General features: G+C 41.9%; 7 protein-coding genes. 6 read left to right on the forward strand and 1 reads right to left on the reverse strand.

All coding sequences use genetic code 11. The features are described from left to right. Positions 1-121: 121 nt before the first annotated feature. A complete protein-coding gene (locus NQ505_RS02385) occupies positions 122-4,102 on the reverse strand; it encodes a hybrid sensor histidine kinase/response regulator transcription factor (protein ID WP_008997992.1) in 3,981 nt (1,326 codons plus the stop codon). Between the two features lie 486 nt (positions 4,103-4,588). Between NQ505_RS02385 and NQ505_RS02390 the strand changes: the two genes are divergently transcribed. From NQ505_RS02390 to NQ505_RS02415, 6 genes are all read left to right on the forward strand, one after another. Continuing rightward, positions 4,589-5,038, forward strand: coding sequence for a hypothetical protein (locus NQ505_RS02390; protein ID WP_008997993.1), 450 nt, complete (start codon positions 4,589-4,591; stop codon positions 5,036-5,038). Between the two features lie 19 nt (positions 5,039-5,057). After that, on the forward strand, positions 5,058-7,595 hold the full coding sequence (locus NQ505_RS02395) for a glycosyl hydrolase 115 family protein (protein ID WP_008997994.1): 2,538 nt from the start codon (positions 5,058-5,060) through the stop codon (positions 7,593-7,595). Between the two features lie 83 nt (positions 7,596-7,678). After that, on the forward strand, positions 7,679-11,743 hold the full coding sequence (locus tag NQ505_RS02400; protein ID WP_008997995.1) for a family 43 glycosylhydrolase: 4,065 nt from the start codon (positions 7,679-7,681) through the stop codon (positions 11,741-11,743). Between the two features lie 48 nt (positions 11,744-11,791). Further along, positions 11,792-13,186: a glycoside hydrolase family 43 protein gene (locus tag NQ505_RS02405; RefSeq protein ID WP_008997996.1), complete on the forward strand. Its 1,395-nt coding sequence runs from the start codon at positions 11,792-11,794 to the stop codon at positions 13,184-13,186. Between the two features lie 5 nt (positions 13,187-13,191). Continuing rightward, on the forward strand, positions 13,192-15,144 hold the full coding sequence (locus NQ505_RS02410; protein ID WP_008997997.1) for a glycoside hydrolase family 97 protein: 1,953 nt from the start codon (positions 13,192-13,194) through the stop codon (positions 15,142-15,144). A gap of 27 nt (positions 15,145-15,171) precedes the next feature. After that, positions 15,172-17,604 carry a glycosyl hydrolase family 95 catalytic domain-containing protein gene (locus NQ505_RS02415; protein WP_008997998.1) on the forward strand — a complete coding sequence of 811 codons (2,433 nt, stop codon included), beginning with the start codon at positions 15,172-15,174 and terminating at the stop codon, positions 17,602-17,604. The last annotated feature ends 245 nt before the right edge of the window (positions 17,605-17,849 follow it).

Raw genomic sequence — 17,849 nt, forward strand, 5'->3', positions numbered from 1 at the left:
TGAAGGGACAAGTGAAAGGAAGCCCTTCACCCGCTAACGCCTATGGGCAAGGCATTATGAAAGGGGAAGGGCTTTATTGCAAACTAAATTAATAAGAGAAAAAACACCTAATATCGAATGTTTATTCCTCTGTTTTCCTTTCAACATATTCCGAAGGAGCACATCCATAGAATTTCTTAAAAGCGATTGAGAACAGGGTGGGATTCGTAAATCCAACTAAATAGGCAATTTGAGAGATATTTACTTTTTTCTCTTTCAGTAGTTTGGCAGCCTGCTTCAGACGAATATTACGGATGAATTCAGTAGTCGTGTTCCCCGTTAAAACTTTCAATTTACGATGTAGCTGGACACGGCTAACGCCCACCGCCTGTGCCAAATCTTCAACACTGAACTTCGAATCCTCCAAATTCTCATTGATAGCCCTCATCAGCCGTTCCATAAAGTACTCATCATTAGCCTTTACCTCAATCGTCTTCATCTTCTCCTCAACTTCCTGATCCATGCCGAAACGTCCTTTCAGACGTATCCTGCCAGCAATCAGATTTTCGCAGATAAGAAGCAACTCTTCTATTTGGAAAGGTTTAGCCAGAAAAGCATCCGCCCCTACATTCCAGCCCTTAAGGCGGCTGTCATATTCCGCCTGTGAGGTTAAAAGAACAAAAGGTATATGACTGACATTCGCATTCCCTCTGGTTTTCTTAAGCAATTCGAACCCGTCCATCTCCGGCATCACAACATCCGAAATAATCAAGTCTATCCGCTGGTTCAAAGCTATCTGATAAGCTTCTGCACCATTGCAAGCTGTCCTCACTTTATAGTAAATCCCTAACTCAAATTTTAAATATTCACGTATTTCTTCGTCATCATCTACTACGAGTATTCTCCATTGAGTTTTACTTTTCGACATTGAAACCTTACTTTCTTCTTCGCCTTCCCAACAAGTTTCTTCACCCAAGATTAACCGTATCGGTTCTTCACCCGACAACATCACTTCTTCTGCCAATTCTTCCGAAGTTAAATGTCCTTTACCTAACGGGATACGTACTATAAAGCAACTTCCTTGCTTGTCCATACGATTGACTGCAAATATTGAACCATGATGCAACTCCACCAACATTTTAGTCAAGTTCAATCCTATGCCGAAACCATGAGAATTGGTGGAAGCCTGATAAAATCTCTCAAATATCTTTTCCAATTTCTTCTCGTCTAGCCCCATGCCCGAATCTGTCACAGTTATTTCCACATATTTAGACAGGGGGCCACGCACGTCTTTGTCTTCACCTACAGTGAGTGACAATGTAACTTCACCACCATCCGGAGTATACTTAAAAGCATTGACTAATAGATTCATCAAGACTTTATCAAAATTATTACGGTCAATCCATACCGGCAAATACTCCATAGTATGAATAAATGAGAAATGGATATTACGTTTAGCTGCCTGATAATCGAACATTTGGAATAGTTCTTCAATAAACCCGATCATTTCCGTTTCGCGGCACTCTATTTTCATCTGTCCCTTATCTATCTTACGGATATCCAGCAACTGGTTGATTAGATTAAGAATCCTGTTTGCATTTCGTTGCATAGTCAACAAGGCTTTCTTTCTGCCTTCTTCCTGCTCGTTTTTTATCAACGCTGCCAGCGGACTGACAATCAGAGTAATCGGTGAACGAAGCTCGTGAGCGATATTAATAAAGAACTTCAATTTTTCCTCATTCATTTCTTCCTGACGACGACGGCGTTGCCGCATGTACCAAGCATAGAACACCCAAAACAGAAGTCCGGCACAGATCAATAGATAGCCAATCTTCGCCCATAAAGTATCATACCAGGGGGGAGCGATATAAATAGAAAAAGAGCGAACCGGTGATTTTCGTTCATTTTCGTTTACACAAACCTCAAACGTGTAATGCCCTGGCGGCAAATAATTATAAGTAATCCGATTTTCTCCGGAAGACGTACTCCGCCACACTCCATCCAGCTCTGCCAAGCGGTATTCAAATTTTATATTTTCGCGATCATGATACTCCATTGTAGAAAACTCAAAAGAGAAAATATCATTTTTATAGGTCAGATTAATTTGCCGGGCATCCATCCAAACATGATCAGAGATAACTCTCCCTCCCAACTGCGTATTCGCACTAACTTCTTTATCATTCAAGTACACATGGGTCAATTGAGGCATACATAAGGGCAACTGTTTCCCTACCGAATCGGGTCTAAGCTTTGTGATACCATGCAGACCTCCTAAATAAATGTTTCCACATTCACGTTGGAAATAAACACTCTTTAGATATTCTTTATCAACCAGCCCATTGCCGGAAAAATAATTAGCAATCTTCCTTTCCTGATAGTTCAATTTACATAGACCATTAAATGTACTGCACCATATATCACCGTTCTTGCTTTGCCCCAATCCACAAACCATATTGCTAGGCATTCCCTCTTCTATGCCATAATGATTCATCTTCAAGGTTTTCTTATCATATTCGAACAACCCATTATTAGTTCCCATCCAGATGTGCCCTTCCTTGTCTTCCAAGAGTGAGAAGCATAAAGACGACAACAAGTCCTTTTCACACTCCAACTTCAAGAATTCCTGTTTTACGGGATCATAACAATTAACTCCCATACAATGTCCTAACCAGACTAATCCTCCCGAGTCATATAGTATTTTATTAATCCAGTTGTTGGCAAGCCGCATCGTCGTTCGTAGTCTGGTTGTATCACTTATTTGCTTCAACGTACCCGTCCGACGATTATACTCCGCAAAGCCTTCTCCCGAAACAGATATATAAAGAGTCTGTCCGGTCCCCTCTACAATATTATGAATGGCCTTTCCTTGTAATAAAGGCACCTTATAAACACTCCCCGTACGCTCATCGAATCGCGAAAAGCCCGAATAGCTGCCCAGCCAGATTCCCCCTTCATCATCATGAAGCATTGCTAGAATGCCTTCTCCTACTGTATAAAGACTACACTCTTGCATATCTCCGTCCATCCGAATAAGCTTCCCATCTATTGTACCGATCCAAGCCCGATTCTTTTTATCTTCATAAACAAATGAAAGGGTACTTCCCATAGATGAAGAAAAAGAAGAAAGAGACCTGAATTTAAACTGTGAAGATTCATTAGAAAGCATGCCAATGCCTTTTTTCAAACCACCCAGCCACAAATTTCCATTCTTATCCTCCATCAAAGCGTAATTCTTATCCTTCTCAAGTTCCTGTTTGCCACCAAAAGGTTTCAGCATCTTATCCTCCACATTCACAACATAAAGCCCATCATTTACCGTATTTACATAAAGCTCCCCGTGTCCAGTACAAACCATTCCCCGCACACCTATAAACTCATTCGTCGGTTGCCCCATTTTCACCAAAAGGCGTTCCTCTTCATTCCATAAATAAACGCCCGAAACAGCTGTTATCCACACCCTTCCTTTCAGATCTTCTAATATAGTATATATTTTGCCTAATACATCTGTTGAGGAACTAAGAAATTCGACCTCTTTCAAATCGGAAGTAATACGGGCAATACGACCATTCGGAAGAGCAATCCAGATTACTCGACGGGAATCCTGAAAGATATTATGCATATAGGGAGAACTGCAGAGGTCATTCACACGAACCAAAGAAGTGGCAGACATCGTTTTTCGGTCTATAGAATATGCTCCATATCCTGCTGTAACTGCCCAAATCTCTCCACTGTCCAATTCCAACAAATGCAAAACCGAAGGTTTACTACCATCCAGAAATCTCACTTTTTTAAATGAATCTTCATAAGGAGAGTATAGCTGCACCCCATTACCGGACCCCACCCAAAGGTTACCCTGACTATCACAGAGAAGAGACTCTATAAGGTTATTCAATAATGAAGTAGAATCCCGTTTATTATGGAAATAATTGACAAAAGTCCACCCGTCAAATTTATTCAGTCCGTTTTCCGTCCCTATCCATACAAAACCATGGGCATCTTGCACAATATTTCTTATCAGACTACATGATAACTTTCCCGAACCATACGAACGGACCTGTTGGGCATAACAAGCTCCCGCTAGCAACAATAGAAAGCCCGTGATTAGTATTAGATTTTTCCTCATAAGTATTAGTTATTATGTTTTGCAAAATTAAAAAAAAGCTTGATTCTTAACAATCTTATCATTTGATTTTTCAATCAGTAGAGAAGATATATGCCATACATAACATATATCTTCTCACTTCCTACCTTCTCAAAACTAAATACTTGCCTGAACCTAATTTTATTTTGGCTGAAATTCCATCAATTATCTTATTTCGACCCGACATTACAAAGATACGGTACTGCTACACAAAAAGCAAAGACACCCGATACAAGAACCAGAGTCTTATGTAACAACAAGCAAACATTTCGTTTCATTCAAGCTATTCAAATGTTACATCACCGTCACAAACAGAATGAATGTAACATGAGCGATAAGATTGGTAACAAATACAAGACAGGGAGCAACTTCCGGCTATAAATCGGAAACACAAACAAATCTTCGATAAAAGACAATAAGCTATCTTTGCCACATACAAGTTTTCATTATAAATCAAAAAAGAATATTATGAAGAAACTGTTTCTATCTCTGTTTATATGTTCCGTCTCATTAATGAGTCATACGCAGGAAAGTAAAGAGGTTCCATTAAATCAACTTAGTTTCTCCAGGTCTGTGTTTAGTGAGACACAAAGTAAAGTGACATTTAAAGGTGGAAAATGGAACAGTTTTATCAAACTGCCTGCTTCTATCAACCAAGAACTGCCTAACTATAAATTCATGATTATAAATATACCGCAAAGCACGGTTATGATACGCATTAAATTTGAAGGGGGAAACGGTCTGTACAAGGAGTTTTATCAACCTGCCGTAAAGTCTGAATTAAAACGGGAAATCAACCTATCTTTAGTACCTTTTATTAAAGATGTAAAAGACATCCGGATAGAAGCAGCCCAGAGCATAGACGAAAGCGGAAATTACCATACCCTCCATATTAAATATATTTACCTAATCAACTAAACATTATAATGTAAACAACATGAGAAAGAAAACATCAATAGTAATAGCTCTACTGATTTTCCTAACATCAGTATCCTACTTGAAAGCTACGGAAACGTTTGTTCACTTTACATCAAAAAACACGGGATTAGCACTGGTCACTCCACAAATCCGATCATTTGCAATTTGGTGTGATGAAAGAGAACATAAAGGAGTGTTGACTGCTGTTCATAATTTACAAACTGACTTTGGTAAAGTTACTAATATCACTCCCGATCTGACGAATGAAAAGAAACAAGATATTCGAATCATTATCGGCTCATTCGACAAAAGCCCACTTATCCGGCAATTGGTAAGAGCTGGAAAGTTGGATGCTAAAGAATTAAAAAACAAAAATGAAAAATTTATCATTACTACCCTTCATGCACCGTTGGAAGATTTGGATGGTGAAGTTCTACTCATAGCCGGAAGTGATAAGCGTGGAACTATTTACGGTATTTATGAATTATCACGCCAAATAGGAGTTTCACCCTGGTATTGGTGGGCAGACGTTCCAGTCGCACACCATAATAGTATATATATAAAGAAGGGGACCTACACGGATGGAGAACCTGCTGTAAAATATCGCGGTATTTTCATTAACGATGAGTGGCCTTGCATGGGCAACTGGACAACTCGGAAGTTTGGCGGCTTCAATAGTAAAATGTACGTACACATATATGAACTTCTGCTACGTTTGAAAGCCAACTTTTTATGGCCTGCTATGTGGAGTGCTGCTTTTTATGCCGATGACCCACAAAATAGTTCTTTAGCAGATGAAATGGGAATCATTGTCGGGACATCACACCATGAGCCGATGGCCCGCAACCATCAGGAATATGCCCGTAGCCGGAAAGATTATGGCCCATGGAATTATCAGACAAACAAAGAAGGTATAGACCGCTTTTTTCGGGAGGGAATCCAACGGATGAAAGGTAAAGAGGAAGTCGTCACCATCGCCATGAGAGGAGATGGAGATGCCCCGATGGGACCTGATACAGATACTCGTTTATTAGAGGATATTGTAAAAGAACAACGTAAAATCATCGCTGAAATCACAGGAAAACCTGCTTATAAGACACCTCAACTATGGGCACTCTACAGCGAAGTGCTGGAATACTATGACCAAGGTATGAAGATTCCTGATGACGTAATGATACTACTCTGCGATGACAACTGGGGAAATGTGCGCCGACTGCCGGAACTGAACGGAAAAAGACATCCGGGAGGATATGGCATGTATTATCATGTAGACCTTCATGGAGCGCCACGGGCTTACCAGTGGCTAAATATGACACAGATTCAACACATGTGGGAACAGCTATACCTTACTTATACTTATGGAGTAGATAAAATGTGGATTTTGAATGTAGGAGATTTAAAGCCAAATGAATTTCCCACGGATTTTTTCCTAAATATGGCATGGAATCCCAATCAATTTACACCAGACAATCTGAATGAATATACTTATAACTTCTGCAAACAACAATTCGGTTCACAATATGCCAAAGAAGCTGCCCGTATTTTAAACCTTTACTGTAAATATTCTGCCCGTATTACAGCCGAAATGCTAGACCACAAAACATATAATCTGGCCAATGGAGAATTTAAAGCTGTAACGGACGAATTTCTTGCATTGGAAGCACATGCGTATCGTCAATTTACGATGTTACCCAAAGATATGAGGGATGCTTACCAAGAACTTATCCTCTTCCCCGTACAGGCAATGGCTAACCTTTATGAAATGTATTATGCCGTCGCCATGAATCGCAAACTGGCATCAGACGATGATCCACGTGCCAACGAATGGGCAGACAGAGTGGTATATTGCTTTCAACGTGATGCAGAATTATGCTCCCATTATAACGAACATATAGCCGATGGAAAGTGGAAACACATGATGGACCAGACTCATATCGGCTACACAAGTTGGGATGAGCCTCAAAACGGAAATATAATGCCCAAAGTTATACAGGTAAATGCATCACTTTACCAACCCGGAAATTATGAGTATGAAGAAAAAGGAGGGGTGATAGTCATGGAAGCAGAACGTTTTGCCAAATGTACGCAAGGGGAAGACACTCAATGGACAATCATTCCTGATTTAGGACGTACTCTTTCAGGTATAACGCTGATGCCTTATACGCAGTCGGTAAAAGGAGCTTCATTAACTTACCAAATGAATTTCAAATCAGATTTAAGACATTTGCGTTTGCGCTTAATTTTGGACAGTACTCTCCCTTTTGTGAAAGAAGGTCACAGTTATGCCATCAGTTTAGATGGTAGTAAAGAACAGATCATCAACTACAACTCAGAAATGACTTGGGCCAATTGTTATTCAAAGATGTATCCCGCAGGTGCTGCACGAATCATAGAGTCTGTAGTTAATTTCCCGAATGTAAATCTACAAAAAGGGAAACATACTCTCTCTATCCGTCCACTAAGTCCTGCCATTGTACTACATAAAATCATTATAGACTGTGGCAGCGATGAAACCAGTCGGCTCAATCTTCAGGAAAGTCCTTATAGAAAGCTCTAATAATGATTTAGAAAAGAAAAAGTATAGTTCTCTTTATTTTTACAAGAATATCTATCACTCATAATTATAATAGAACAAGAACCATGAGAAACATTGTATTACTATTGCTAATGAGCATTTCCATCCTATGTCCTCTGGCAGCCCAGACATCATGGACTGCCGACAATGGGAACGGAACATTCACTAATCCTCTTTTCTATGATGAATTTTCGGACCCGGACATCATCCGCGTGGGAGAAGATTTCTACATGGCAGGTACCACCATGCACTGTATGCCCGGACTGGTCGTATTACATTCCAAAGACCTTGTCAACTGGAAGTTCCTTAGTTACGCTTTCAACCAGTTGAATATGGGAGACGAATTCCGGCTTTCTAACGGTAAAGAAGCCTACGGACAAGGAATCTGGGCTCCCTGCATCCGCTATCACAAGGGGAAATTCTATATATTCTCCAATATCAACGGACATGGTATGCAAGTATTCATTTCCGATAATCCGGCAGGCCCCTGGGAACATAAAAACATGGGGGGCAACATCTACGACTTATCTGTTTTATTCGACGACAATGATAAAATCTATGCTGTATATAAATATGACGAGGTAAAGATGATCGAAATAAAGCCGGATTTCAGCGGTTATGTAGAAGGCAGCGAACGGGTGATTATCCCTGCCGGAAATGCGATGGGAGAAGGTCACCATATTTATAAGATTAAAGGAAAATATTATATCATCAGTGCGGATTACTCTCCCATGGGACGTATGCAATGTGCTCGTGCCGATAAAATAGAAGGTCCTTATGAGACAGCGGCCATCAGCGTAAAAGAAACAATGGGTACAGAGCGTGTACACTGGACAGATAATATCAGTCTCGGCTCGTCAGTACCGGAAATGGGCTTCAAATTCAAAATATCCAAGCCTTCCAAAGATAATATGGGATGTGCCACTCTGCATCAGGGTGGAATAGTCGACTTGCCGAATGGAGACTGGTGGGGAGTTTCGATGCTGGATTTCCGTGCAGTTGGGCGTACTACCTGCCTGTCGCCTGTCACTTGGGAAGACGGATGGCCCTATTTCGGACTTCCCGGTAATTTGGGACGCTCACCCCGCACTTGGGTAAAACCAGCTGTAAATGCGAAGGTAGAGCCGCATGCCCCTTATCAGCGAAGCGATAATTTTGATGGAAAGGCATTATTGCCTGTTTGGCAATGGAACCACGAACCGGATCATTCCAAATGGTCACTTACAAAAGGGAAATTGCGCCTTCACACTCTTCCTGCCAAAGATTTCTTATGGGCAAAGAATACTCTTACCCAGCGAGGCATCGGTCCTGTATCATCCGCAACGGTCACTCTCGACGCTTCGCGCCTCAAAGACGGTGACATCGCCGGAATCGGTCTACTTAATATCCCCTATGCATGGCTGGGAGTTTCACGAATGAATAAAAATCTGGTCATTCGATGGTACGACCAAGCCCATAATAAGTGGATGGAAGCTGCTTCCCAACCATTGGCATCCCAACCCATTTTTCTCCGTGTCACCGGAAATTTCGATGAAGACACTGCATGGTTCAGCTACAGCGTAGACGGGGAATCATTCACGAACATAGGAGACAGCGTTCTGATGCCTTATCAATTGAAGACATTCCAGGGAACCCGTTATGCTCTTTTCGCTTATAATTCAGAAGGAAAACAGGGTGGCTATGCCGACTTCGATAATTTCCAAATTGACGAACCACTAGCTGACCGCTCCAAAAATATTCCGACAGGGAAGATTATCACTCTTTTCAATCGTGGGAATGATACCCGTGTATTTGCCAACCCGCATGGTACCTTACACTTCAGAGGCAAAGGATCCAAAGAATATGAAACAGAAGCTTGCCGTTTCCGTGTGCACGACCGTGGACAGGGACGTGTAGCACTTGAAGCGATGAATGGAACCGGTTTTATGACGGTAGTTGGCGCAGGGCTTTCCGCTGATGTACGCCTGACAAAAGAAGAATCGGAAGGTAGTTTGTTTCAATGGCAGGACATGCTGCATGGCCAATGTATGCTACTGTCTTTGAAAACAAATCGCTATGTAGGTCTTGATCCGACTACAGGAGAGCCTTATGGTGCAGACTGGACTGGTGCCTCACCGAGTCGCGAAAATGGAACCGTATTTATTTGGAACGATTGTCAGCCCAAGGAAGACATAGTCATTCATTTGCAGGAAAAAGGAGCAGAAGTGTCCCCTACTATGTACGGAGTCTTTTTCGAAGAAATCAATCATGCCGGAGATGGTGGCTTGTATGCGGAATTAGTACAGAACCGGAGTTTTGAGGAACTGGAAATGCCTGAAGGTTACCATGCCGAAGGAAAAACATTATATCCCAAACCCGTAAAGAATCATATCACCGGGGAAGTACGTCCAGAACGATACAGATGGACTACGTCCCCCGTACCTGCATGGAGCCTACAAGCAAAGGATTCATTGGCTGTACAGATGCAACTAACCAAGTACCAACCCAAATTCACCACAGCTCCCAATAATCTGGAACTAACCATAAAAGACGCTTCCGAACCGGTGTTGTTAATCAATGAGGGATATTGGGGGATGAATCTTGTGGCAGAAGAAAACTACCTGCTACGTGTCATTGCGCGTACCACTCCCGAATATAAAGGGCATATCGCTGCCAAACTTCTTTCCGAGAAGAATGAAGAACTGGCTTCTGCACCCATTACGATCAATACGTCAGGTGAATGGAACGACATCAAAATAAAGATCAAAGCGAACGGAACAGCAGCCAAAGGAAAACTGGCTCTCGTGTTTGATGCACCGGGTAAAATATGGCTGGACTATGTTTCGCTTTTCCCGGAAAACACATTCAACCAACGTAACAATGGCTTACGTAAGGATGTAGCACAGATGTTAGTTGGATTAAAACCGGCTTTTGTACGTTGGCCCGGCGGTTGTGTAGTGGAAGGCATATCACTGGAGAATCGTTTTGAATGGAAAAAAACATTGGGTGACCCCGCTGCACGTCCCGGAGAATATAGTACTTGGGGATACCGGTGTTCTTATGGATTCGGATATTATGAAATGCTTCAATTCTGTGAAGATATCAATGCCAAAGCAATGTATGTGTGTAATGTCGGTTTGGGATGCCAGTTTCGTATGGGAGATGCCTGTTCGGAAGATAAAATTGATTTTTACTTAAATGACTGCCTGGATGCAATCGAATATGCATTGGGAGATAAAACGACTGAATGGGGAGCACGACGTACTGCCGATGGTCATCCCAAACCTTTTCCACTACAATACGTAGAAATCGGTAATGAGAACTGGGGAGATGAATACGACAAACGTTTCGACATTTTCTACAAGGCGATCAAAGAAAAATATCCGCAACTGACATTGATTTCCAATCATGGAATCAATGGGACCGGTAAAATATCCCAAACGGATATGGTTGACCCGCATTGGTATGTTGCTCCTGACTTTTTCTATCAGAACTCTACTATTTTCGATCAACATCCGCGTGGCAAATATACTGTGTACGTAGGTGAATATGCCTGTAACCGGGGAGTCGGCGGTGGAAACATGACAGCCGCACTATCTGAAGCTGCATTCATATCAGGAATGGAACGTAATGGCGATCTGGTGAAAATGGCTTCCTATGCACCGCTTTTCGAAAATCGGAACGACCGTTCATGGTCAACAAACCTTATCTGGATTGACTCTGACCAAGTATTGGGACGTTCTTCCTATTATGTACAGAAGATGGCAGCCGAAAACCGTCCGACCTACAATATCAAATATAACCGTAGCGTGAGTATGGACAAGAACTCTAATCTTACCCATTCTTCAGATTCCATACCGCTCCAATTCATATCTTCCGGCTATGATGAAGAGACTAAAGAAATCATTATCAAAGTCGTCAACGCCGCAGATGTTCCCTATTCTACAAGTTTCCAACTAGACGGTGTAACCAAGGTAGATAAGAAAGGAAATATCATCACATTATCGGCAACTAGCGGCAAAGATGAGAACTCGTTTGATGAACCCGAAAAAATCTATCCACGGCAAATCGAATACAATGAATTCAATAAGCATTTTAGTTATGAGTTTCTTCCATTCTCCTATACTATTTTTCGCATATCAGCCCGATAGACGATGATTAGTGATACATAAATTATAGAAATCAAAGATTATAAAGACATGAAAAACTTACAGAAAGTAATGGCGATAAGCCTGTTTTCCTTATTCTTAAACCATGTTTGCCAAGCGCAAAACCCTATTATACAAACATGGTTTACCCCAGACCCGGCACCTATGGTACACAATGATACCGTTTATCTCTTCACCGATCATGATGAAGACGATGCGCAATATTTCAAAATGAAAGATTGGCAGTTGTATTCTACTACCGATATGGTAAATTGGACTTACCGGGGAACTCCTATTTCCACAGAAACGTTTCAGTGGGCCATACAGGGAGATAATGCCTGGGCTTCTCAAGCCATCGAACGGGATGGAAAATGGTACTGGTATATCTGTGCCAATGACACCATAAAAAAGCTGCACGGCATAGGTGTGGCTGTAGCCGACAGACCGGAGGGGCCTTACTCCGATCCTTTGAAAAAGCCCCTTGTCCCCGGTGCTTTCGGTTATATCGATCCCTCTGTATTCATTGATGATGACGGACAAGCCTATCTTTTCTGGGGAAATAACGGATTGTGGTATGCCAAACTAAATAAAGACATGGTATCGTTAGGCAGCGAAGTCATTCCCGTTAAAGAACTGAATGATTCCATCGCTTTTGGTCCATTGGTTATGAAGCGAGACTATCAGCTCAATAAACGTGTGCTGAAAACAAATTATGAAGAGGGGCCATGGGTGTTCAAACGCAACGGGCTTTATTACATGGTATATGCCGCCGGTGGTGTTCCGGAACACATGGCTTATTCCACTGCTAAAAGTATTCATGGTCCATGGAAATATCAGGGACGTATCATGAATGAAGCAGCAAACAGCTTCACCATTCATGGAGGCTCTATCGAATATCATAACCGTCATTTTATGTTCTATCACAATGGGGCATTACCCAATGGAGGCGGTTTCCGTCGTTCAACCTGCATAGAAGAATTCAAGTTTGGTGAAGACGGAAAGATTCCTTTTATCCCTTTCACCAAAGAGGGTGTCCGTACGCCTGTTCGTAACCTGAATCCCTATCAGCGGGTAGAAGCAGAAACAATGGCTTTCAGCTATGGATTGAAGACTGACCGCAGGGCCGGTTCGCAACATTATATCACTTCCATTCATAATGGTGACTGGCTGAAAGTTCGTTCCGTCGATTTCGGAGAAAAAGGGGCGACAAACTTCTCCGCCTGCGTAGCCGGTTTGATGCAGGGAGGCAGCATAGAACTACGCATTGATGCACTGGGAGGTTCCGTTATCGGCACATTGGAAGTTTCACCGACAGATGGATCGGAACAATGGAAAGTACAGACAACCCAAGTGAATGCCGTCAAAGGGGTACATGATTTGTATTTACTATTCAAAGGCGGCGATGAAGAGCTTTTTAACGTAGATTACTGGATATTTAATCACTAATAGATATGAGCAGAATAATATTATTAACAGGTATTTTGTGGCTGTTCAGTCAGTCTATCCATGCAGAACAGAGTCAAATTACAAGCCCCGACGGGAAACTGTCAGTTCACATAACCGATGAAAATGGTGTACCATCCTACAGCGTTTCTTATAATCATATCCCATTTATCCTGGCTTCCCCGCTAGGGCTGAATACAAATATCGGCAATTTTACCCGGGAAATGAAACTGTCTACCACCAGTCCGGTCCAACTATTGAATGAAGAATACAATTTGCCAACGATCAAACAAAGTAACGTACACTATCAGGCCAATAGAGGAGTATTTACTTTCTCTCAAAATGGAAAAGTAATATATGATGTGGTCTTTCAGGTGAGCAACCGGGATGTCGCATTCAAATATAACATGTATCCGCAAAAGGAGATTCTCTGCTGTGTGATTAATGAAGAAATGACAGGATTCGTACTTCCTTCCGGAAGTACTACTTTCCTATGTCCGCAAAGCAAACCAATGGGAGGATTCGCCCGTACGTCACCCAGTTATGAAACCTCGTACACAGTAGATGATGCTATAGGAAAAAACGGATGGGGCGAGGGGTATACTTTCCCATGCTTATTCCGTAACAATGATAAAGGTTGGGTATTGATATCCGAAACAGGGGTTAGCAGCGCTTATTGTGGCAGCCGACTGATAGGAAAACCGGACGGTCTGTATCAAATCGGATTTCCTCAAACTGGCGAATATAATGGTAACGGCACTACCAATCCCGGCATCATCCTGCCCGGAGAAACTCCCTGGCGCACCATAACCATAGGTGAGACATTAGCCCCCATCGTTGAAACAACAGTAGCTTTCGATGTTGTAAAACCACTTTATGAAGCTTCGCAGGAATATAAATATGGAAAAGGCTCATGGAGCTGGATTATCGGTGGAGATAGCAGTTGTAATTATGACGAACAGATAAGGTATATCGATTTCAGTGCAGCCATGGGATACCAGTCTGTTTTAATCGATGCTTTATGGGACAAACAAATAGGACGGAAAGGTATTGAGAAATTAGCCGAATATGCAAAAAGCAAAGGAGTCGCCCTTTACCTATGGTATAACTCCAATGGTTATTGGAATGATGCGCCTCAAAGTCCGAGAGGTATCATGAATACTACTATCAATCGTCGTAAGGAGATGAAATGGATGCAAAGTATCGGGATTCGTGGGATAAAAGTCGACTTCATAGGAAGCGATAAACAAGTGACCATGCAACTTTACGAAGATATTTTAGCAGATGCCAATGACTATGGACTATTAGTTATATTCCACGGATGTACACTACCACGCGGTTGGGAACGTATGTATCCCAATTTCGCTTCAAGTGAAGCGGTATTAGCGAGTGAAAATTTACATTTCTCACAAGGCAGTTGTGATGCTGAAGCGTTCAATGCCTGTTTGCATCCGTTTATACGCAACACGGTCGGTAGCATGGACTTCGGCGGCAGCACATTGAATAAATATTATAATGCAAGAAATGATTCAACTACAAGAACCAGCCGTCGGATCACTTCGGATGTGTTTGCACTTGCTACGGCTGTTCTCTTTCAAAGCCCTGTACAACATTTCGCACTTACTCCCAACAATTTGACTGATGCTCCTGAATGGGCTATCAATTTCATGAAAGAGGTTCCGAGCACCTGGGACGAAGTACGTTTTTTGGATGGATATCCGGGAAAATATATCATATTGGCCAGACGACATCAAAATAAATGGTATATTGCAGGCATTAATGCTTCATCCGAAGAGATCAAAGTCAAACTTCATTTACCGATGATTTCTGCGGGAGAAACAATAAGCGTTTATACTGATAATGCCAGACTGGTAGGCAAAACTTCGACGGAGAAACTAAATAAACATCAACAGTTACAAGTTTCAATACCTTGCAATGGGGGCATCGTAATCGCAAATTAATCTATATTATTTAAGTCATACTTTATGATGAATAGAAACACACTCATCTTTTTGCTTCTATTAATAAGCAACATTAGTTTCGGACAGGACCTGAAACTTTGGTACAGCCAACCTGCCCGAAATTGGTCGGAAGCACTTCCTATCGGTAACTCCCGTCTTGGTGCCATGGTATATGGCGGAACCGAACGTGAAGAACTTCAACTTAATGAAGAAACATTCTGGGCTGGCGGACCTTATAGTAACAACAATTCAAATGCAAAGTATGTATTACCTGTCGTACGTAATCTTATATTCGACGGTAAGAACAGGGAAGCACAAAGTCTGGTAGATGCCAACTTTCTGACCAAGCAGCATGGAATGAGTTATTTGACGCTGGGAAACTTGTATATAGATTTCCCCGGACATAAAGATGCATCTGGTTTCTATCGGGACTTGAACCTCGAGAATGCGACCACTACCACCCGGTATGAAGTAAACGGTGTGACTTATACCCGTACCACTTTTGCTTCATTCACAGACAATGTCATCATCGTACATATTCAAGCGGACAAAACACAGGCACTGAATTTCAATATGACCTATAATTGTCCGCTTGAGTATAACGTAAATGCTCAAGATGATAAACTCATCATTACTTGTCAGGGAAAAGAACAGGAGGGCATCAAAGCTGCTATCCAAGCGGAATGTGTAGTTCAGGTGAAAACTAACGGAGCAATCAGTCCCGCCGGAAAAGTTCTTCAGGTAGAAAAAGCAACAGAGGCTACCCTCTACATTGCTGCAGCTACTAATTACGTAAATTATCAGAATGTCAGCGCCAATGCATCCGAACGGGCAAATAAATTCCTGGAAAAAGCGATTCAAACGCCTTACAACAAGGCTTTAAAGGATCACATTGCTTTCTATAAGAAGCAATTCGACCGTGTCCGTTTGAATCTTCCTTCAAGTGAAGCATCCAAAGCGGAAACTCCCCGACGTATTGAGAATTTCAATAAAGGGGAAGATATGGCAATGGCGGCTCTTTTATTCCAGTTCGGACGTTACCTGCTGATTTCGTCCTCACAACCGGGAGGGCAACCCGCCAATCTACAGGGGATATGGAACAACAGTACACATGCTCCCTGGGACAGCAAATATACCATCAATATTAATACGGAGATGAATTATTGGCCGGCAGAAGTTGCTAATCTAAGTGAAACACACAGTCCGCTATTCTCTATGTTAAAAGACTTGTCTGTCACGGGAGCAGAAACAGCACAGAGTATGTATAATTGTCGCGGATGGGTGGCTCACCATAACACTGACTTATGGAGAATCTGTGGCGTTGTAGACTTTGCTGCGGCAGGAATGTGGCCCAGTGGCGGTGCCTGGTTAGCCCAACATATCTGGCAACATTATCTTTTCACGGGAGATAAGGAATTTCTGAAAGAATATTACCCGATACTGAAAGGAACGGCACAGTTCTATATGGATTTTCTGGTAGAACATCCTGATTATAAATGGTTGGTAGTGGCTCCTTCCGTATCGCCGGAACATGGACCGATCACTGCCGGTTGCACCATGGACAATCAGATTGCTTTTGATGCTTTGCATAATACATTATTAGCATCCCGGATCACTGGTGAAACCTCCTCTTTTCAGGATTCACTCCAACAAATATTGGACAAACTGCCTCCTATGCAAATAGGAAAGCATCATCAACTACAGGAGTGGCTCGAAGATGTAGACAATCCCAAAGATGAGCATCGCCATATTTCTCATTTATATGGACTATATCCGAGTAATCAGATTTCTCCTTATGCCAATCCGGAATTATTCCAGGCTGCACGGAACACACTGCTACAACGCGGGGATAAAGCTACCGGCTGGAGTATCGGTTGGAAAGTCAATTTCTGGGCACGTATGCAGGATGGAAATCATGCCTTCCAGATTATCAAAAACATGATTCAGTTATTGCCCAGTGATAATCTGGCCAAAGAATATCCGGAGGGGCGTACTTATCCGAATATGTTTGACGCTCATCCGCCTTTCCAGATTGACGGTAATTTCGGTTATACAGCCGGAGTAGCGGAAATGTTACTTCAAAGTCACGATGGAGCCGTACATTTACTACCCGCATTACCTGATGCATGGAAAGAGGGTAATGTGAAAGGATTAGTGGCACGGGGCAATTTTACAGTTGATATGGATTGGAAAAATAGCCAGTTAAACAAAGCTGTAATTCACTCAAAGATAGGAGGCACGCTTCGCATCCGGTCTTATGTTCCACTGAAAGGGAAAGGGCTGAAAGAAGCAAATGGAGAGTGCCCGAATTCATTATTTGCCACAACTTCTGTGAGAAAACCTTTGGTTAGTAAAGAGATAATTCCTCAATCGCCGGAATTGAGAAAGGTTTATGAATACGACATTGCAACACAGGCTGGTAAAATCTATGTTATAAATATGATCCAAGATAAAAAATAACATATTTATAACAAACATATAACACGATTCTTCTCTGATGTTACAAAAAACTTCCAAACTAGAAAAATGGTAAGATAAATGACTGCACGATCTAATATGGCCAAGCTTTCAGCACCTTTTTCCTCACCAATATAAAAGACTGAATATCAACAACTAACAAAAAGCATTTTTTTCTTTAAAAGAAAGACCCCGTTGGTTTTAAAGCAACGGGGTCTTGGTTTAAAAGAAACGACCCATTCCTTTTA

Origin of the sequence: Bacteroides sp. D2 (genome assembly GCF_025147085.1) — a bacterium.
Classification (GTDB): Bacteria; Bacteroidota; Bacteroidia; order Bacteroidales; family Bacteroidaceae; genus Bacteroides.